The sequence below is a fragment of the Mesorhizobium salmacidum (SeqCode) genome (assembly GCF_037179605.1).
GTDB lineage: Bacteria > Pseudomonadota > Alphaproteobacteria > Rhizobiales > Rhizobiaceae > Mesorhizobium > Mesorhizobium salmacidum.
The window spans coordinates 350907-368993 of sequence record NZ_JAPYKS010000002.1 but is presented as its reverse complement, the minus strand read 5'-3'; the positions used below and the strand labels follow the sequence as shown (position 1 = coordinate 368993).

The 18087-nt window shown below is 66.4% G+C and carries 18 protein-coding genes; 8 read left to right on the top strand and 10 right to left on the bottom strand.

Translation table 11 applies throughout. The features are described from left to right. Window positions 1–118: 118 nt before the first annotated feature. From O7A60_RS04450 to O7A60_RS04425, 6 genes are all read right to left on the bottom strand, one after another. A complete protein-coding gene (locus tag O7A60_RS04450) occupies window positions 119–2413 on the bottom strand; it encodes a xanthine dehydrogenase family protein molybdopterin-binding subunit (RefSeq protein ID WP_337105183.1) in 2295 nt (764 codons plus the stop codon). Beyond that, window positions 2410–3393, bottom strand: a complete 984-nt coding sequence (locus O7A60_RS04445) for an FAD binding domain-containing protein (protein WP_337105182.1) — start codon at window positions 3391–3393, stop codon at window positions 2410–2412. Before O7A60_RS04445 ends, O7A60_RS04450 begins: the two co-directional genes overlap by 4 nt. Further along, window positions 3390–3872, bottom strand: a complete 483-nt coding sequence (locus tag O7A60_RS04440) for a (2Fe-2S)-binding protein (RefSeq protein ID WP_027146334.1) — start codon at window positions 3870–3872, stop codon at window positions 3390–3392. The genes O7A60_RS04445 and O7A60_RS04440 overlap by 4 nt, the downstream gene beginning before the upstream one ends. A gap of 90 nt (window positions 3873–3962) precedes the next feature. After that, window positions 3963–6221: a xanthine dehydrogenase family protein molybdopterin-binding subunit gene (locus O7A60_RS04435; RefSeq protein ID WP_337105181.1), complete on the bottom strand. Its 2259-nt coding sequence runs from the start codon at window positions 6219–6221 to the stop codon at window positions 3963–3965. Further along, window positions 6211–7269, bottom strand: coding sequence for an FAD binding domain-containing protein (locus O7A60_RS04430; protein WP_337105180.1), 1059 nt, complete (start codon window positions 7267–7269; stop codon window positions 6211–6213). Before O7A60_RS04430 ends, O7A60_RS04435 begins: the two co-directional genes overlap by 11 nt. Beyond that, window positions 7266–7763 carry a (2Fe-2S)-binding protein gene (locus O7A60_RS04425; protein WP_337105179.1) on the bottom strand — a complete coding sequence of 166 codons (498 nt, stop codon included), beginning with the start codon at window positions 7761–7763 and terminating at the stop codon, window positions 7266–7268. The genes O7A60_RS04430 and O7A60_RS04425 overlap by 4 nt, the downstream gene beginning before the upstream one ends. A gap of 245 nt (window positions 7764–8008) precedes the next feature. Here O7A60_RS04425 and O7A60_RS04420 point away from each other — a divergent pair, with 245 nt between their 5' ends. Beyond that, the gene (locus tag O7A60_RS04420; RefSeq protein ID WP_337105178.1) at window positions 8009–8626 is read left to right on the top strand and encodes a TetR/AcrR family transcriptional regulator; all 618 of its coding nucleotides are present in this window, start codon (window positions 8009–8011) and stop codon (window positions 8624–8626) included. Window positions 8627–8680: 54 nt separating this feature from the next. Next, complete coding sequence (locus O7A60_RS04415) at window positions 8681–9679, top strand: bestrophin family protein (RefSeq protein ID WP_337105177.1); 999 nt, start codon at window positions 8681–8683, stop codon at window positions 9677–9679. A gap of 15 nt (window positions 9680–9694) precedes the next feature. Here the strand turns inward: O7A60_RS04415 and O7A60_RS04410 are convergent, their stop codons facing one another. Beyond that, window positions 9695–9952 (bottom strand): hypothetical protein, encoded by a 258-nt coding sequence (locus O7A60_RS04410; protein ID WP_337105176.1) that lies wholly within the window; start codon window positions 9950–9952, stop codon window positions 9695–9697. 97 nt (window positions 9953–10049) lie between these two features. Beyond that, complete coding sequence (locus O7A60_RS04405; protein ID WP_337105175.1) at window positions 10050–10796, bottom strand: DUF899 domain-containing protein; 747 nt, start codon at window positions 10794–10796, stop codon at window positions 10050–10052. A gap of 299 nt (window positions 10797–11095) precedes the next feature. Here O7A60_RS04405 and O7A60_RS04400 point away from each other — a divergent pair, with 299 nt between their 5' ends. The 3 genes from O7A60_RS04400 to O7A60_RS04390 all read left to right on the top strand — a co-directional run bounded on the left by O7A60_RS04400 (window position 11096) and on the right by O7A60_RS04390 (window position 13938). Further along, entirely contained in the window at window positions 11096–12316 is a 1221-nt protein-coding gene (locus tag O7A60_RS04400) for a helix-turn-helix domain-containing protein (RefSeq protein WP_337105174.1), read from the top strand. Between the two features lie 70 nt (window positions 12317–12386). Continuing rightward, a complete protein-coding gene (locus O7A60_RS04395) occupies window positions 12387–13019 on the top strand; it encodes a Vgb family protein (protein WP_337105173.1) in 633 nt (210 codons plus the stop codon). A gap of 88 nt (window positions 13020–13107) precedes the next feature. Beyond that, a complete protein-coding gene (locus O7A60_RS04390) occupies window positions 13108–13938 on the top strand; it encodes an aldo/keto reductase (protein WP_337105172.1) in 831 nt (276 codons plus the stop codon). Between the two features lie 15 nt (window positions 13939–13953). Here the strand turns inward: O7A60_RS04390 and O7A60_RS04385 are convergent, their stop codons facing one another. Next, window positions 13954–14262, bottom strand: coding sequence for a hypothetical protein (locus O7A60_RS04385; protein ID WP_027146346.1), 309 nt, complete (start codon window positions 14260–14262; stop codon window positions 13954–13956). Window positions 14263–14460: 198 nt separating this feature from the next. Here O7A60_RS04385 and O7A60_RS04380 point away from each other — a divergent pair, with 198 nt between their 5' ends. Together O7A60_RS04380 and O7A60_RS04375 are read left to right on the top strand one after the other, a co-directional pair. Next, entirely contained in the window at window positions 14461–15171 is a 711-nt protein-coding gene (locus tag O7A60_RS04380; protein WP_337105171.1) for a glutathione S-transferase family protein, read from the top strand. A gap of 337 nt (window positions 15172–15508) precedes the next feature. Next, window positions 15509–17011: an ATP-binding protein gene (locus O7A60_RS04375; RefSeq protein WP_337105170.1), complete on the top strand. Its 1503-nt coding sequence runs from the start codon at window positions 15509–15511 to the stop codon at window positions 17009–17011. 101 nt (window positions 17012–17112) lie between these two features. On the opposite strand, the gene O7A60_RS04370 is transcribed toward O7A60_RS04375, so the two are convergent. Beyond that, window positions 17113–17391, bottom strand: a complete 279-nt coding sequence (locus O7A60_RS04370) for an usg protein (RefSeq protein ID WP_337105169.1) — start codon at window positions 17389–17391, stop codon at window positions 17113–17115. 342 nt (window positions 17392–17733) lie between these two features. Between O7A60_RS04370 and O7A60_RS04365 the strand changes: the two genes are divergently transcribed. Then, window positions 17734–18048, top strand: a complete 315-nt coding sequence (locus O7A60_RS04365) for a co-chaperone GroES (RefSeq protein WP_015316962.1) — start codon at window positions 17734–17736, stop codon at window positions 18046–18048. Window positions 18049–18087 lie beyond the last annotated feature (39 nt).

Sequence of the window (18087 nt, the reverse complement as noted above, 5' to 3'; positions counted from 1 at the left end):
GTCAATCTATAAGCGCTGAGGAGCTTGCGCTTCGCAACCGCTGAGACGCCGGCGGGACAGCGCCCCCCTCTGGCCTGCCGGCCATCTCCCCCTCAAGGGGGAGATGGCAGTTCCACCCTCAGATCAGCTTCTCCAACGTGATGGGCAGATCCCGGATCCGCTTGCCCGTTGCGTGGAACACGGCATTGGCAATGGCCGGCGCCATGCCGACGATCGCCAGTTCGCCGACACCCTTGCCGCCGAGCACGGAGGAGTGCAGGTCGGGGATGCCGACCGAGATCACCTCGATCTCGGGGACGTCGGCGTTGGTCGGGACGAGATAGTCGGCGAGGTTGTTGTTGACGATGCGGCCGTGGCGGCGGTCGACGATGCCTTCTTCGAGCAGCGCCTGGCCGATACCCATGATGATGCCGCCTTTCCACTGGCTTTCGGCCAGCTTCGGATTGTAGAGCCGGCCCGAATCCAACGCCGACACCACGCGCGATACGCGCACCGTGCCGAAATCCTCGTCGACGCGCACCTCGACGAAATGCGCGCACCAGGAGTGGCGGGAATAGTCGCCCTCGGTGTGCGGCAGCGCCATGGCGATGGTGGTGTAGTTCTTGTAGCGATCCTCTGCCGTCGAATTGGCCGGCATGGTGTCGGCGGTCGCCTCGATGCGGTCGCGGTCGATGCTTTTGAGCAGTTCGGCGATCGAGACATCGGGACCGTCGCCGCGAGGCGCGCCGATGCGGCCATTGGCGACGACCAAAGTGTTGGCCTGCAGCGTGTGGAAGGGCGAGCGCGGATCGCTGATGGCCAAGCCGATCAACTGGTCGAGCGCCGAGGTCGCCGCCTTGTAGACCGCGCCCGTCATCACGCCGGCCAGCCGTGAGCCGCCAGTGACGCCGGCGCGGGGAAACCGGGAATCGCCGAGCTTCACCACGACGTCGTCTGCGCTCACGCCAACCGTTTCGGCGGCGGTCTGCGCCAGGATGGTGTAGGTGCCCTGGCCCATGTCGATCGAGGAGCTCTCGACCTCGACCGAGCCGTCGACCAGAATGCGCACCATCGCTTCGCCATAGGCGCGCCGCACCGGATAGGTGCCGGCGGCGACGCCCCAGCCGATCAGCTGGTTGCCATCGCGCATCGAGCGCGGTTCGGCTGTGCGCCTGGCCCATCCGAAGCGTTCGGCGCCTGCTGCGAAAGCTTCGCGCAACTGTCTGGTCGACCAAGCTTTTTTCGCGTGCGGGTCCTGTTCGGCGTAGTTCTTCAGCCGGATCTCCAGCGGATCGATGCCGACCTCGTAGGCGAGCTCGTCGATGGCGCTTTCGATGCCGAAGGCCGATGGGTTTTCACCCGGCGCGCGCATGGCGCCCGGCACCACCGAATTCACCCGCACGACATTCTGTTTCGACGAGAAGTTCGGCGTCGCGTACATGATCGAGGTGACCGAACCCAGCGGCTCGACCCACATGCCGTCGATGGACGTTTCGTTGACGCCGCGATGCACGATCGACTGGATCATGCCGTCACGGTGGGCGCCGATCGTCACCGTCTGGCGGGTTGCGGCGCGGCCGCCATAGCCGGTGAAGGTCTGCGGCCGCGTCATCACCAGCCGCACCGGCCGGCCGAGCATTTTCGCGGCACTCGCGGCAATCGCGCCATGGCTGAGCGCCAGTGCCTTGGAACCGAAGCCGCCACCGATATAGGGCGACACCAGCCGCACATTCTCGAACGGCACGGCGAACCATTCGGCATAGGTGCGCGCCATGCCATCCAGCCATTGGCTCGGCTCCCACACGGTGAGGTGGTCACCCTCCCAGCGGGCGATCAGGCCATGCGGCTCCATCGGCGCCTGGTATTCGCGCGGCGTGTTATAGGCGGCGCAGATGCGCACCGGGGCGGAGGCGAAGGCGGCGGACGCGTCGCCCCATTCCTTGGTCATGGCATCGACCGGAATGCCGTCGCCGGCCTTGCCGTCGCTGAGGTCGACGATTGCCGGGGTCTCGTCATAGCTGACCTTGACCAGCGCCGCCGCGGCGACCGCCTGCTCGAAAGTCTCGGCGACGACGGCGGCGACGTGCTGGCCCGAGAAGGTGATGTCGCGCGCCAGCGGGCAATAGGGTTTGTCGGGCGGCGGGGTGCCGAACCAGTCCGAGGCGGTTCTCAGGCTGATGATTGTATCCGGGGTCAGCACCTTGAGTACGCCCGGTGCTGCCTCGGCCGCCTTGCTGTCGATGGCGCGCACCTTGCCGGATGCGATGGTGCTTTCGACCAGTGCGGCGTAGGCGAGGCCTTCGAGCTGCTGCTCGACGGCGTATTTGGCGGCACCCGTGATCTTGGCCGGACCGTCGACGCGCGATAGCCGGCCGCCGACCGCATCCGCGCCGCCGTCGAACGCATCGCCATGTCTGATGTTGTGAACGGTCATGCCGTTTCTCCCATCTTGAGAATAGCCCGTGCGACGACGCGCGGCGCGAGCTCGATCTTGTAGTGGTTGGCGCCTTGGTCGACGGCGCCTTCGACGGCGAGCAGGCTGGCGGCGCGAACAGCTTCGGGCTCCAGCACCTTGCCTTTCAGCGCGGCTTCCACGGCTCGCGCCCGCCAAGGTTTGGTGGCGACGCCACCGAGCGCCACGCGCAGGTCGCGGATGGTGCGTCCGTCGGATTCCAGTTCGAGCCCGACTGCGGCACTGGCCGCCGCGAACTCGTAGGACTGCCGGTCGCGGATCTTCAGATATGTCGAGCGGCGAGCGGCTGCGGAGGAGGGGATTTCGATGGCGGTGATCATCTCCCCCGGCTCGATCGCGTGTTCCCTGTCCGGCGTCGTGCCGGGCAACAGGAAGAAGTCATCGACCCGGATGCGCCGATCGCCGAGACGGATTGTCGCGTCGAAGGCGACGAGCACGGTGGCGAGATCGCCTGGGTACATGGCGATGCAGGCGTCGCTGGTGCCGAGCACGGCATGGCCCCTGGTGACGCCGCCGATCGCCGAACAGCCGCTGCCTGATACACGCTTGTTGCAGGCCGAAAAGTTCGAGGGATCGCGGAAATAGGGGCAGCGCGTGCGCTGCATCAAATTGCCGCCTATGGTCGCCATGTTGCGGATCTGCGCCGAGGCCGCTTGCCATAGCGCCTCCGAGATGGCGGGGAAGCGGCTCTTGATATCGTCGTGGTCGGCGACATGGCCCATCCTGGCGAGCGCGCCGATGATGGCGCCGCGCTTGCCGATCTCGATCCGGTCCAGTCCCTTGAGATGGGTGATGTCGACCAGCATGTCGGGTTCGGCGACGCCGCATTTGGCGAGGTCGATCAGCGTGGTGCCGCCGGCGAGCAGCATCGCGCCGGGGAGCGCGGCCGCCTGGCGGGCGGCGTCGACCGAAGTGGCGCGAAGATAGGAAAAATCCCTCATGACGCGGCCTCCAGCGCTGCCTGGCGCACGGCGGCGACGATGTGCGGATAAGCGCCGCAGCGGCAGAGATTGCCGGCCATGTATTCGCGGATTTCCTCGTCCGAGCCGGCATGGCCCTCGCGAATGCAGGCCACCGCCGACATGATCTGACCTGGCGTGCAATAGCCGCACTGGAAGGCGTCCTGTTCGAGGAAGGCAGCCTGCACGGGATGCAGTTCGCCCTCCCGTGCAAGCCCCTCTATGGTGGTGATGGTGCGACCCGCGGCCTGTGCGGCCAATGTCAGGCAGGCCAGCACGCGCTCGCCGTCGACATGGACGGTGCAGGCGCCGCACTGGCCATGGTCGCAGCCCTTCTTGGTGCCGGTCAGGCCGAGCCTGTCACGCAAGGCGTCGAGCAGCGTGACACGCGGTTCGAGTTCCAGCGTGTGACGCTGGCCGTTGATATCGAGATGGACAGGAATTGTGGTCTTGCTCGTCATGGGCGTCTGGCTCCAGTTGCTTGACGCTTGGGGGAATGAATTGGAGTTAGGGTAGGGAGGCTCCAACCGTTGCTTCGGACGGACCGCTCCTCACCCCAACAGGTCCTCGATCCGGATCGGAAAGCGCCGGGGGCGCACGCCGGTCGCGTGCCAGACCGCATTGGCCACGGCGCCGGCCGTGCCGGTGATGCCAATTTCACCGACGCCCTTGATGCCGAGTGCGTTCACGTGAGGGTCGTCCTCGTGAACCAGCAGCGCCTCGACCGACGGCACGTCGGCATTCACCGGGACATGGTATTCGGCGAGGTTGGCATTCTGGATCCGGCCGGAGCGCCGGTCGGTGACGGCTTCCTCATGCAGCGCGAAGGAAACGCCCCAGATCATCCCGCCATAATACTGGCTGCGCACCAGCCGCGGATTGATGACCCGTCCGGCAGCGAATGCGCCGACCAGCCGGGTGACGCGGATCTGGCCTAAATCCGGGTCGACCTTCACCTCGGCGAAGACGGCCCCATGCGCGTGCTTGGCGTAGGTCTCCTGCGACGCCGGATCAGGAGCGCCCTTGCCATGGCCTTCGATCTCGGCAAGACCCGCGCGGGCGAGGATCTCGGAATAGCTTTCACCGCGGCTTTCGTCGTCGCGCCGGTAGAGGCGTCCGCCGCGCGCCAGGACACCTTCATTGCCGGCGCCGAACAGCGGCGAGGCTTCGTTGCCCGTGGCGAGATCGGCAAGCCTGGCGATGACGGCCGCACCCGCATTGTGGATGGCCATGCCGGCCGTCGCCGTGTGACCCGACCCGCCGGCGATGCCCGCATTGGGCAGGTCGGAACTGCCGGCCCTGAAATCGACCTGGTCGATGTCGAGCCCCAGCCCGTCTGCCGCAATCTGGGCAAAGGCCGTCCAGGCGCCTTGGCCCATGTCCTGAGCGCCGGTCTCCATCAAGCCGCTGCCGTCGGCCCTCAGCACCGCGCGTGCCTCGGCCTGGAACATGAGCGCCGGGAACGTCGCCGTGCCCATGCCCCAGCCGGTAAGGAAACCGTCCGCGTCACGCATCCGCCGCGGCTGCAGCGGGCGGCTCGCCCAGCCAAACACCTCGGCCGCCTGTTCGTAACATTCGCGCAGCGCCTTTGAGGAGAACGGCTTGCCCGTCATAGGCTCGACTTCGGCATAATTCCTGAGCCGGAATTCCAGCGGGTCCATGCCGCAGGCATGGGCCGCCTCGTCTATGGCGCTTTCCAGCGCGATCGATCCGGTGGCCTCGCCCGGCGCCCGCATGAACAGCGGCGTGCCGGTGTCGAGCCGCACGGCATCGTGCGAGGTGGCGATGGCCGGACTGGCATAGAGCGTGTGCGAGGCGTCCGCCGCCGGTTCGAAGAAATCGTCGAACGTGCTCGATGTGGTCCGGGCGTGATGGGAGAGCGCGGTCAGCCGCCCTTCGCCATCCATGCCCATGCGCAACGTCTGGCGGGTCGGGGCGCGATGGCCGACCGGGCCGTACATCTGCTCGCGCCGCAGCACCAGCTTGACCGGGCGGCCGACGAGACGCGCCGCCAGGATGCCGAGCACCTGTGGCCCGGAGATCATGCCCTTGGAGCCGAAACCGCCACCCAGGAATGGGCTGCGGATGTGGACGTTCCGCGGCGCGATGCCGAACAGGCCGGCGATGCGTCCTTGCGCCATGGCAAGGCCCTGGCTCGGCGTGTCGATCGACAGCTGGTCGCCATCCCAGGCAGCGACGATTGCGTGGGGCTCCATGGCGTTGTGATACTGTGCCGGCGTCTCGTAAGCCGCCTCGATCCGCGTCCTTGCCGATTCGAGGCCGGCCTCGACATCGCCCTTCTCCTGCACCGCCGGGTTGCCGACGCCGACGCCGCGCGGCACGAAGCTTTTGCCGCCATCGAGACCGACCCGCGCCGGCAGCGTTTCATAGCGCGGCGACAGCAGCGCCGCGCCTTCGGTCGCCGCTTCCAGCGTCTCCGCGATCACCACGGCAATGCTCTGGTTGGGATAGCGAACCCCATCGTTCTGCAGCAGGTCGAGCCGGAACATGAAGGGATGGTCCTTGGCATCCGGATCGACGGCGAGCGCCGGCCGGTTCAGTGGCGTCATCACCTCGACCACGCCCGAATGCGCCTTGGCCGCCTCGATATCCAGCGACACGACCCGGCCGCGCGCGATGCTCGAGACGGCGAGCACGGCATAGAGCATGCCGGGCGGGTGGTTGTCGGCGGCGTAACGCGCCGCCCCGGTGACTTTCAAGAATCCGTCGCGGCGGGTCAGCGGCTGGCCGATGCTGGAGCCCTGCCGCGTATGGGCGGGTTGCTGGTTGAGGCTGAGTTCAAGCGTCATGGCGCACTCCGGGAATGGAGGAAAAGGGGGAGGCAGGAAGAGCCGGCATCCGCTCGGGTGTTCCGGCCTTTGCGGCCATCAGCGCCCTGACGACAATGCGGCGGGCAAGCTCGATCTTGAAGGCATTGTCGCCGGAGGGGCTGGCGTCGGCCAACGCGGCATCCGCGGCGCGAACGAAGCTCGCCTCGTCGGCATCGGCGCCAAGGAGCGCTGCTTCCGCCGAACGCGCGCGCCACGGCTTCGCCGCCACGCCGCCCAGCGCCAGCCTTGCGCCGCGGATCTTGCCGCGATCGACGACAAGTGCCGCGGCCGCCGAAACGACCGCGAAGGCATAGGAGGTGCGTTCGCGCACTTTCAGATAGCGGGCGTGAGCGGCGAAGGAAGCTGCTTCCGCCGGCAGGCGCACCGCAACGATCAGCTCGCCCGGCTCCAGCACGGTCTCGCGCTGCGGGGTGTCGCCCGGAAGCCGGTGAAATTCCTCCAGCGTCACATGGCGCCGGCCTTCCTTGCCCTCGATCTCGACCACGGCGTCCAGCGCCACCAAGGGCACGCAGAAGTCGGAGGGATGGGTGGCGATGCAGGCATCGCTCCAGCCCAGGATGGCATGCAGGCGGTTCTCGCCGCCAAGGGCCGAGCAGCCGGAACCGGGTTCGCGCCTGTTGCAGGCGCTGGCGGTGTCATAGAAGTAACTGCACCGCGTGCGCTGCAACAGATTGCCGCCAACAGTGGCGGCGTTGCGAAGCTGCGCCGAGGCGCCCGACAGCAGCGCCTCGGCCACCGCCGGATAGGCTTTGGCGAAGGCCGGATCGTGTGCGAGATCGGCATTGCGGACCAGCGCGCAGATGCGCAGGCCGCCATCATCGAGCGTTTCGATGCGATTGAGTTCCGGCAGCCGGGTAATGTCGACGATCCGTTCGGGGCTGGTAATGCCGCCCTTCATCAGATCCAGCAGATTGGTGCCGCCGGCGAGATAGGCCGAGCCCGGTCCGGCCGCCGCCGCTATGGCGTCGGAGATGGTGGCCGGCCTGATAAAATCGAAGTCCCTCATGCCGCGGTCCTCCGGTCGGTTCCGGCAAGTTGTTGCCGGGCCTCCAGAACGGCCTCGACGATGCCGGCATAGGCCGCGCAGCGGCAGATGTTGCCGCTCAGCCCCTCGCGGATACGCTCGGGATCGTCTCCAGCCTGTCCTTCGGCGATCAGGCCGAGCGTGCTCATGATCTGGCCGGGTGTGCAGAAGCCGCACTGGAAGCCGTCATGGGCGATGAAGGCGGCCTGCACCGGATGCAGTTCTTCACCGTGGGCGACGCCTTCGATGGTCAGCACCTCGGCGCCGTCATGGCTGACCGCCAGCGCGAGGCAGGAGTTTATGCGCTTGCCGTCGACCAGCACCGTGCAGGCGCCGCACTGGCCGCGGTCGCAGCCCTTCTTGGTGCCGGAGAGCTCAAGCCGCTCGCGCAGCAGGTCGAGCAAGGTGACGCGGGTGTCGACCTCGAGTTCGTGGCGGTGTCCATTGACGGTAAGCGAGATGGGAAGGGTGGTCATGGGCGTCTGGCTCCAGTTGCTTGACGCTGAGGGGGATGATCTGGCGCTTGGGAGGACAAGGTCAGGCGGCAGCCAATCCGCCGCGGGTGGGGAAGGTGACAGCTTGCGGCTTCTAAAGACGTGACATACCGGGCTTCCTGATTATATGATAAAGGTGCTCCACTAAAACGGAGGCGCCTCCGTTTATTTACGTGGGGGCTGGCCGGGCATGGTTCAAGCCCCCATATCCCTGGTGGAGAAAAAAATTGGCTTTTGAGCCCGTCACAACTGTCGACCAAAAACCCGCCGCCGCCGAAAAGCCATTGCGGGCGGATGCGCGGCGCAACCGCGACCGGCTGGCCGAGGTCGCGGCGGCCGTGTTTGCCGAGCGCGGCATCGATGCCTCGCTGGAGGAGATCGCGCGCCGCGCCGGCGTCGGCATCGGCACGCTCTACCGGCATTTCCCGACGCGCGAACATCTGGTCGAGGTGGTCTACCGCCGCGAGGCGGAGGCGCTATGCGCGGCGGCCGGCGAGCTTGCGGCGAAACATCCCTCCGATGTCGCTCTGGAAGAGTGGATGCACCGCTTCGTCGACTATATCGCCACCAAGCGCGGCCTGGCGACCAGCCTGCGCATCCTGTTCACCACCAATTCGACGCTGTTCTCCGACACGTCGGGTAGGGTTTCGCAGGCCTTGCGGCAACTGGTCGAGGCGGCGGTGGCCGACGGCACGATCCGCGGCGACGTCGATGCCTCCGATGTGCTGCATGCGCTCGGCGGCATCTACTCGGCGCCCGACACACCTGAGTGGCGCGACCGTTCGCGTCGGTTGGTGAAGCTGTTGATGGACGGCTTGCGGTTCGGGGCGGGGAAGGCTGGGTGAACGGGGACAATGGCCGCGCAACCGTGCGCGACAGGATGAGTTGAGGGGCATTCAATGTATGTAGGCCGTTCCTACAAGGTGGTCGATTTCGCGCTGTGGTCGCGGCGCAGCGTGCTCTACATGGTGGTGGTGAGCGGGCTGGCCGTGGCGGCCTACCGCCTGCCGGGCATTGCCGGGTTCTCCGTGCCATGGTCGGTGGTGCTGGTGCTCGGCACCACCGTATCGCTCGTCGCCGGCTTCAAGAATTCGCAGGTGCTCACCCGCAGCGGTGAGGCGCTGCAGGCTTTCACGCAGATCACGGCCAGCAGCCGGATGTGGTCCAATTTCTGCCGGGACTTCCTCGATGCGCCGACGGCTCGGAAGCTCATCTACCGCCACATCGCCTGGATGACGGCGCTGCGATACGCGCTGCGGCGGCCGATGCCGTGGGAATCGATGGGGAAGCCCGCCAATATCGAATACCGGCGGCGTTACCACATCCAGGAGGACGGGGGCTCGATCGCCGACGAATTGCGTCCGCTGCTGGGCGACCAGACCGTTGATGTCCTGAAATCGCCTCGTCCGGCGATAGCCTTGCTCGAATTGCAGTCGGTCCAGGTCAACGGACTGCTCAAGGACGCCAAGGTTCCGGCGCAGGTCTATGTCGAACTGACGAAGCTGATCCGCGACTTCCACGACCAGCAGGCGCGCTGCGACCGCATCAAGAACAATCCCTATCCCCGGCAATACGCCATCGTCAGTTCCATGTTCGTGATGATCTTCTGCACGCTGCTGCCGTTCGGCGTGGTTCCGGTCTTCGCCGATATGGGCAAACTGGACGGCATGCTCGGCTCGATCGCCATCTGGCTGACGATCCCGTTCAGCACGCTGCTGGGCTGGGCCTACATGTCCCTCGACCAGGTCGGCGAGAGCAGCGCCAACCCTTTCGAGGGCAACGCCAACGATGTGCCGATCTCGCAAATCTGCCGCGACATCGAGATCGAGATGCGCGCCGGGCTCGGCGAGAGCGACCTTCCCAAGCCCTTGCTGCCGGTCAATGACATCGCGATGTGAGGCAGGAGCAGGCGCCTACCGGCGGGAGATCACCCGCAGCCAGGGCGCCAGGTGGAAAGCGCTCATCAGCAGATACATGGCCGGCATTCCGGTCAGGATTGGGCCGGCCAGCGGCGAGGCGCCCATGCATGGCATGGCGGTATCGCCGCCTTGAAGGCGGGAAAGCAGCGCCATCAGTGCGAAGGTGGGCGCTGCTGCCAGGCACAGCCAGTCGGCGATGCCACGAGGGGCGGCATTTTCGGCGCTGCCGATGCCGGAATGGATATCGCTCATGGTCTTATTCCCTTGGTGGATTGCGACCCGTCAGGACCTGGGTCCTCGGCCCTGCCGAAGGCGGGAGAGGAACCCAGGCTGGACAGGCTTGCGCCGGTTACTGCTTGTCCTTGTCGCGGAAGGCGGCTTCGCCGGCGGCGGACACTTCGGCCCATTTCTTGTCGGCTCCGGCTTCGTAGTTGTCGTGCCAGTTCCACCAGCTGTAGAGCGGGGTCTGCGGGTAGCCTTCGGGCGAGTCTTCCCAGACCTCCTGGCGGCCGAGCGGCGTGACGTCGAGATAGCTCCAGACGGTGCCCAACGCCTCGTCGCCGCGGTTGTTGATGAAATAGGTGCGGAAGATGCGGTCGCCATCATGAATGAACACGTTGTGGCCGTGCCATTCGTCGACGCCGAAATCCTTGTCGAAGCTGTCGGTGATCGTGTACCAGGGCATCTCCCAGCCCATCCGTTGCTTCAGCCGCGCAATGTCGGCCTGCGGCGCGCGCGAGGCATAGGCAAGCGTGGTGTTGCGGGCGTTGAGATGGGCGAGGTGGCCGACCTGGTCGGCGCCGAGCGAGCAGCCACGGCAGGCGTGCTCCGGCCAGCCATAGACGCCAGGCTCGAAGAAGGCGCGGTAGACGATCAACTGGCGGCGGCCTTCGAACAGGTCGAGCAGGCTCACCTTGCCGTCGGGGCCCTCAAAGACATAAGCCTTGTCCACTTCCGTCCATGGCATGCGCCGGCGTTCGGCCGACAGCGCGTCCCTGGCGCGCATCGTCGCCTTCTCCTTCACCAGCATCTTTTGGTGCGCGGCTTCCCAATCTTGCCGTGAAACGATCGGCGGGGTCTTCATCGTCATGGTCATTGGTCTTCTCCTTTGCCAGTCGTGGCGTCGTTGCGGTGTGGTGTTGCCTGGGCAGGTCGGGGTGCCGCAGGCGCGGCGGAATCCAAGAGATCCGATCCGGCGCAGCAGGGGTGGCGTGCTGCGTGCTTGGCCGTATCATTGGCCGTGTCGAGGTCGAGGTCGGTGGAAGCAGGCATCTTTGTATCTCCTATGCGTGCCGTCATTGCCGACTTGCTGGGCCGACTTGCTGGTTGACGGTACTGACGTAAGTTAGGGCGGCTCGGTGCCGAGGTGGGAGTTACAAGTGTGACGGGATTTGAATGGACTCGCTGATCACCTCGGCAGCGCTGGCGCTGGCGGCCGGCGATCCGCTCGGCGCGCTCGACCGCGTCGCCCTGCGCGAGGATGCGCCGGCGCTGGCGCTGCGCGGCATCGCCATGGCGCAGCTCGGCGATTTCGATCGCGCCAAGCTCTTGTTGCGGCGGGCCGTGCGCGCCTTCAGCCCGAAAGAGGCGGTCGCGCGCGCCAGATGCGTCGTTGCCGAGGCCGAGATCGCGCTGGTCTCGCGTGATCTCGGTTGGCCGGCCAAGGCGCTCGACGCGGCCCGCACGGCGCTGGAAAAGCACGGCGACCGGTTGAACGCGGCGCATGCCGGCCACCTCAAGGTGCGGCGCCTGCTCCTGATCGGCCGCCTCGACGAGGCCGAGCATGTGCTGGCCGGGCTCGACCCGGCGCCGCTTCCGCCGGCGGCCAGGGCCGCGCACGAGCTCGCTGTCGCCGGCATCGCCATGCGGCGCCTGCGGACCAGGCCGGCACGCGCGGCACTGGAGTGGGCGCGACATGCCGCCCGCAAGGCCGGCATTCCCGGCCTGATCGCGGAGGTCGACAGCGCATGCCTGGCACTGGAAACACCCGCGGCGCGATTGATCACGCAGGGCAGGGAGCAGCCGCTGCTGCTTGAAGAGGTCGAGGCGCTGCAGGGATCGCCGGCGCTGGTCGTCGATGCTTTCCGCTACGCCGTGCGGGTTGGGCGGACCACGGTTTCGCTGGCAAGCCGGCCTGTGCTGTTCGCCTTGGCGCGGACGCTCGCCGAAGCCTGGCCGGGGGATGTGTCGCGGGGCGAACTCGTGGCGCGGGCCTTTGGCGGCAGGCGTGCCGATGAATCGCATCGCGCGCGCCTGCGCGTCGAGATCGGGCGGCTGCGTGCAGAGCTTCGCGCACTGGCCGGCATCAGCGCCACCAAGCATGGCTTCACGTTGGCGCCGCGCCAGGCGCGCGCGGTGATGGTGCTGGCGCGGCCGATCGAGGAGCGGCACGCGGCCGTGCTGGCCTTGCTGGCCGACGGCGAGGCCTGGTCGAGTTCGGCCCTGGCGCTTGCGCTTGGAACCGGCCAGCGCAGCGTGCAACGGGCGCTCGAGCCGCTTGCCGAGGCCGGTAAGGTCCAGTCCTTCGGCCAAGGCCGGGCGCGCCGCTGGATGACGCCGCCGGTGGCGGGTTTCACGACCACCTTGTTACTCCCGGCGCCGCTGCCAAACGGCTAAGTGTGTTGATATTCAGGTGATGCCGGCCTGCAAGGTCAGCGGGATGACGACCACACTAAGGGATCAGGAAATGAAACATTCAGCGGCCGAAATTTTGAGGGAATACGGACCCTTTCCCGGTGCCAAGACGGTGGCCGGGGTGAGCTTTGACGGCAAGAACGTCTGGTTCGCCTCGGGCGACAGGCTGAACGCCTTCGACCCGGAGAGCGGGCAGGCCTTGCGTTCGATCGATGTCGCGGCGCACGCCGGCACCGCCTATGACGGCCGGCATTTCTTCCAGCTCGCCAAGGACCGCATCCAGAAGATCGATCCCGACACGGGCGAGGTGCTTTCCACCATTCCGGCACCCGGCAATGGCGGCGATTCCGGTTTGACCTGGGCTGAAGGCACGCTGTGGGTCGGGCAGCACCGGGAGCGCAAGATCCACCAGATCGATCCCGAGACCGGGGCGATCCTGCGCACCATCGAATCCAATCGTTTCGTCACCGGGGTGACCTGGGTCGATGGCGAATTGTGGCACGCCACCTGGGAGGGCGACGAAAGCGATCTGCGCCGCGTCGACCCACGGACGGGCAAGGTCCTGGAGAAGCTCGACATGCCTGCCGGCATGGGCGTCTCGGGGCTGGAGTCCGATGGCGGCGACCGCCTCTTCTGCGGCAGCGGAAACGCGGGCGTGGTGCGGGCGGTGCGCCGGCCGAAGTGAGGGACCGCGAATTTTCCCTTGGCGACTGGCCGTTGCGCGATCTCGGGCCTAGATAGGCTGGACCATCCCCCCGCAAAAGGACCAGATCATGCCCGAACAGATCACGTTGAACGACGGCGCCGCCATTCCCCAGCTTGGCCTTGGCGTGTGGCAGGTCGATCACGACATCACCGCGCAGGTAGTGGGCTGGGCGATCGAGGCCGGTTACCGGCTGATCGACACCGCCGAGGGTTATCAGAACGAGGAAGGCGTCGGCGAGGCGATCCGCGCCGCCGGCGTGCAGGCAAGCGAGCTGTTCATCACCTCGAAGCTGCGCAACGGTGCTCACCAGCGCGATGCGGCGCTTCGTGCCTTCGACGACACGATGCAGAAGCTCGGCGTCGAGCAGCTCGACCTGTTCCTGATCCATTGGCCGGTGCCCAGCCAGGACAAATATGTCGAGGCGTGGAAGACGCTTGTCGAACTGAAGCAGGCCGGCCGCATCAAGTCGATCGGCGTCTCGAATTTCAATCCTGATCATCTGGAACGCATTATCGGCGAGACGGGCGTGACACCAGTCGTCAACCAGGTCGAGTTGCATCCGCGCTTCCAGCAGCGCGCGCTCAGGGAGTTTCACGCCCAGCACGACATTCATACGGAAAGCTGGAGTCCGTTGGGCAGCGGCCGCCTGCTGAGCGATCCGACCATATCAGGCATTGCCCGCAAACACGGCAAGTCCGCCGCGCAGACGATGATCCGCTGGCATGTCCAGCAAGGGCTGATCGTCATTCCGAAGTCGGTCCGCCAGGACCGTATCGCGGCCAATTTCGACGTCTTCGATTTCGAACTGGACGCGCAAGACCTGGAGACGATCGGCGGCATGGATGCGGCCGACGGCCGCAACGGGCCGAACCCGGCCACGGCTTCCTTTTTGTTCTGAGTGTGCGAAGCGGCGTTAAATCCCCGAGCCGTCCAGCTGTTGCGCGTCGTCGCCTTCCCATGGCGCCGGCATCGAGGCGCCCCGGCTGAGATTGGCCGAGGGCATCGGCATCCAGCACTTCAGCTCCGGCTCGGCGTATTCGACGACGCGGCCGGGCGAGGAATCGGAGGCGCGCCAGCCTTCCTCGCCGAACTGATCGGCGCGTGACCAGTAGGCGAGGTCGACTTCCGCTGGCCCCTGTTCGGACGGGCGGACCGTAACGAGTATCCGGCTGCCGTCTTTTGGCGCGCTGGACATGTGGCGCCAGCGGTCGGGCTCATCCATCGTTTTTCCTCCTGCCTTGCTGCGGGATGAAGTGTCGCCTCGCCATCGGAGGCGGTCAACCCAAACTTTGCACGATCCGGCCTGTTTCAATGGGCTGCTCGTTCCGGCCGGTCCGCCGGGAATGTATGATTTGTAGGATTGCACCAGCCGTCTTCGTCCTTGATCTGGCGATGGTCGCCGGAACAAGGAGAGGCATTCATGAGTGACAAGGTCGAGCCGACGCCGGCTGGGGTGGAAACAAAACTGTACTTCAGCCGCAACCCCAATCCGCGCCTGGGGGTCGCGGTGGCGCGTCATCTCGGGGCGAAAGTGACCTTCGAATTCGCGTCGCCGTTCGCGCCGGGGCAAGCGGAGCGATTCCGGCCGCTCAATCCCAACCTTTCCCTCCCCATACTGGCGTGGCCGGGCGGCAGCCTGTGGGAGGCCGACGCCATAGCCTGCCGGTTGTCGCGCGACATGGGTTCGGATTTTTGGCGCACCGGCGACGATGAGCCCGACATGATCCGCTGGCTGAGCTGGGGCAAGGAGAATTTCGTGCGGGCCTGCGACATGGTGCATTTCGAGCGCGGCACCAAGCAGCGCTATCACATCGGGCCGATCGATCGGGAAAAAGTCGCGGAGGGACTTGCAGAATTCCCCAAGGCCGCCGCGATCCTGGAAGCGGTGCTTGCCGACCAGCCATGGCTGGTCGGCAATTCAGTCTCCTATGCCGACTTCCGCATGGCGACGTTCTTGCCGTTCAACGACGTCGCTGGGCTGCCGCTTGGTGATTATCCCGCGCTCACCCGCTGGTACGGGCGGCTTGAAGCCATCGACGCCTGGCGTGATCCCTTCGAGGGTCTGGAAGCGCCGCGATTGCCGCCAGTCCCAGGACAGATCGAGCCGCATGAGGCGGCACCGAGGCTGTAACCGAAAGGGGTGGCGACCGGCGTATACGTTTGGAGAGAAACTTGAAGACGCCGGCCGCCATTTGGGGGCGTTGGGTGCATCACGTTGGGGCACGATGCAGGGTCAGGTTAGGCGGATGCCTGGTGTCCGCAATCGGAACACCGGCCCATGGTGAACAAATGGTTACTATCCACAGGTCAGGGCTGTAAACGGCAGGCGGCCCGCCGGTTTCGGCCGTCCATCGCGGCCACGTCGTCGTTGTCTCGGCTGTGCGCAACGCGAATCGCCGGCCATGCCACGCTCGACGGGCCGCGATCGGGTTGATAAGCCCGTCTGCGAAGGAGTTGATGAGTCTGGCATGACCGTTGCGATCGAGATGGGACACACGACGGCGGGCGACCGGGCGATGCTCGATCTCGAGGAATTGCTGGCGACCCGCCTTCTGGTGCAGGGCAATTCGGGCTCCGGCAAGTCGCATTTGTTGCGGCGGCTCCTGGAGCAGAGCGCGCCTTGGGTGCAGCAGACCATCATCGACCCCGAAGGCGACTTCGTTTCGCTGGGCGAACGCTACGGCCATCTGGTCATAGATGCCGAGGAGCATACCGAGCGCGGGCTGCAGGCGGCCGGCGAGCGGGCGCGTATCCATCGCGTCTCGACCGTGCTCAACCTGGAAGGGCTCGATGCAGAGAACCAGATGCGGCGGGCCGCCGCCTTTCTCGGCGGGCTGTTCGAGGTCGCGCGCGACCACTGGTACCCGATGCTGGTGGTGGTCGACGAGGCGCAGCTTTTCGCGCCGGCGGTGGCCGGCGAGGTGTCGGACGAGGCGCGCAAACTCTCGCTCGGCGCCATGACCAATCTGATGTGTCGTGGCCGCAAGCGGGGGCTGGCTGGCATCATCGCCACGCAGCGGCTGGCCAAGCTCGCCAAGAACGTCGCGGCGGAAGCCTCCAACTTCCTCATGGGCCGCACCTTCCTCGATATCGACATGGCGCGCGCCGCCGATCTCCTGGGCATGGAGCGGCGGCAGGCGGAAGCCTTTCGCGATCTGGAGCGCGGGCAGTTCATGGCGCTGGGGCCGGCGCTGTCGCGCCGCCCGCTCGGCCTGCGCATCGGCCCGACCGACACCAGCCCGCGCAACGGCACGCCCAGGCTGATGCCGCTGCCGGAGGCGGGGCTCGAGGATGCCCGCGCCATCATCCTGGCCGCCCCGCCGCCGGAGACGATGCGCGCGCCACGCCGGGTGGCGTCGCCGGACCTGCTGGAGCAGCTGATGGCGGCGAAATCGGCGCCGCGCGACATCCGCCCCGAACCGGCGGAGCCGCAAATCAGCGCCGAGGATCTGGCGGAGCGGCGCGAGCGGGTGGACCGCGTGCTGCGCGCTATTCTTGCACAACCTGACGCAGGCTTCCGCGTGATCGGCGTGCTCTACCAAGAGTTCGTCGTACGCTGCCGCATCGAGGGTCTCGCCTCGGTCGTGCCTGATCTGCCCGCATTCCGCCGCATGTTGACGCGCGCCCGTGCCGGGCTGGGGTCTGAAACTAGCGAGGACGATGTGTGGCGCGACGTCTCGGTGCGCGCCTCGCTGCTGCCGGAGGACATGCAGGGCGTGTTCATGATGATCGCGCGCGCGGCGAAGGAGGGCTGGCCGTGCCCGAGCGATGGCGCGATCGCCCGCGCCTATGGCTCGCACTCCATGCGCCGGGCCCGGCGGCTGCTCACCTATATCGAGGAGCAGGGTCTCATCGTCTGCCAGCTCGACGGCGCCGGCCGGCGCACCGTGACGCTGGTCGAACTCGCCTGGGCCACGGCGCCCGGCGACCCCAACGCCGAGGAGGCGGAGCAGGGGAGCCTTGCCCTTTGAGAGGGCTATGAAGCGTTCAACCTCGGGCTGACCAGCAGGCACCTTGGCAGCACCGGCCGGTCGCTTATCGTTCCGGTGAGGGTCAGCCGTGCGAGGACGCTTTACTGGATGGTGATGACGCCCTCGATGGCTCGCCATTCCGATGGGGTGATCAGCCGGTGGTGGGCGACGCGGACGGAGTGAAGCGGTCCCTCGAGTTCGCGCTCCCAATAGGAGAGGAACCCCTTGAGTTCGGGGAACTCCGGCGCTAGGTCGTAGTCCTGCCAGACATAAAGCTGCAGCAGGCTCGGATGGTCGGGCAGGCGATAATGAATCTGCGCCGTGGTCAGGCCATAGCCTTCCATCTGGAGGCGGAACTCCTTGCTGACATTTTCAACCATTCATGTCTCCTTTCGGCGGCCGTCTTCAACCAACTCCCTGAGCGGGCGAGCGGTTCCGGCGCCCGCGATTGCGCCGGCCGCGGATATTTTGTTGAACCGCGGCGGAACTTCAAGCGGCAGCTCCCGGCGCGAGGCAGAATAACCACGCGATAACAGCCGGTTGGCACTCTCTCAGGGTGAGTGCTAAAATTTTTTGGCCGACCTCTTGAAACCCAAAAATGGCAAGACTAGCTCGATATGCGCGCGCGATGCCTGACAAAGGGTCGCCGCACCCCGCACCGGTCCAATTGCCGGTCCGGTGCGGAGGAACCTCAAACCTGTTTGTCCCAAGAGGAGAACGACATGGCGTTCCGTCCATTGCATGACCGTATCCTGGTCCGCCGCATCGAGGCCGAGGAAAAGACCTCCGGCGGCATCATCATTCCCGATACCGCCAAGGAAAAACCGCAGGAGGGCGAAGTCATCGCCGTCGGTCCCGGCGCGCGTGACGACAGCGGCAAGCTGACCGAACTGGATGTCAGGGTCGGTGACCGCATCCTGTTCGGCAAATGGTCCGGCACCGAGATCAAGCTCAATGGCGAGGACCTGCTCATCATGAAGGAAAGCGACGTGATGGGCGTGATCGAACAGACCGCGCAAGTGAAGAAGGCCGCCTGACGGGTTCTTCGAAAATCCACCAGTCAACGAATGCTGCCT

Coding starts and splice junctions, on each gene's coding strand:
- O7A60_RS04375 (WP_337105170.1), top strand. CDS start 15,509: ATGACCGTTGCGATCGAGATGGGACACACGACGGCGGGCGACCGGGCG.
- O7A60_RS04405 (WP_337105175.1), bottom strand. CDS start 10,796: ATGACCATGACGATGAAGACCCCGCCGATCGTTTCACGGCAAGATTGG.
- O7A60_RS04400 (WP_337105174.1), top strand. CDS start 11,096: ATGGACTCGCTGATCACCTCGGCAGCGCTGGCGCTGGCGGCCGGCGAT.
- O7A60_RS04440 (WP_027146334.1), bottom strand. CDS start 3,872: ATGACGAGCAAGACCACAATTCCTGTCCATCTCGATATCAACGGCCAG.
- O7A60_RS04380 (WP_337105171.1), top strand. CDS start 14,461: ATGAGTGACAAGGTCGAGCCGACGCCGGCTGGGGTGGAAACAAAACTG.
- O7A60_RS04370 (WP_337105169.1), bottom strand. CDS start 17,391: ATGGTTGAAAATGTCAGCAAGGAGTTCCGCCTCCAGATGGAAGGCTAT.
- O7A60_RS04385 (WP_027146346.1), bottom strand. CDS start 14,262: ATGGATGAGCCCGACCGCTGGCGCCACATGTCCAGCGCGCCAAAAGAC.
- O7A60_RS04365 (WP_015316962.1), top strand. CDS start 17,734: ATGGCGTTCCGTCCATTGCATGACCGTATCCTGGTCCGCCGCATCGAG.
- O7A60_RS04410 (WP_337105176.1), bottom strand. CDS start 9,952: ATGAGCGATATCCATTCCGGCATCGGCAGCGCCGAAAATGCCGCCCCT.
- O7A60_RS04430 (WP_337105180.1), bottom strand. CDS start 7,269: ATGAGGGACTTCGATTTTATCAGGCCGGCCACCATCTCCGACGCCATA.
- O7A60_RS04435 (WP_337105181.1), bottom strand. CDS start 6,221: ATGACGCTTGAACTCAGCCTCAACCAGCAACCCGCCCATACGCGGCAG.
- O7A60_RS04390 (WP_337105172.1), top strand. CDS start 13,108: ATGCCCGAACAGATCACGTTGAACGACGGCGCCGCCATTCCCCAGCTT.
- O7A60_RS04425 (WP_337105179.1), bottom strand. CDS start 7,763: ATGACCACCCTTCCCATCTCGCTTACCGTCAATGGACACCGCCACGAA.
- O7A60_RS04450 (WP_337105183.1), bottom strand. CDS start 2,413: ATGACCGTTCACAACATCAGACATGGCGATGCGTTCGACGGCGGCGCG.
- O7A60_RS04445 (WP_337105182.1), bottom strand. CDS start 3,393: ATGAGGGATTTTTCCTATCTTCGCGCCACTTCGGTCGACGCCGCCCGC.
- O7A60_RS04415 (WP_337105177.1), top strand. CDS start 8,681: ATGTATGTAGGCCGTTCCTACAAGGTGGTCGATTTCGCGCTGTGGTCG.
- O7A60_RS04395 (WP_337105173.1), top strand. CDS start 12,387: ATGAAACATTCAGCGGCCGAAATTTTGAGGGAATACGGACCCTTTCCC.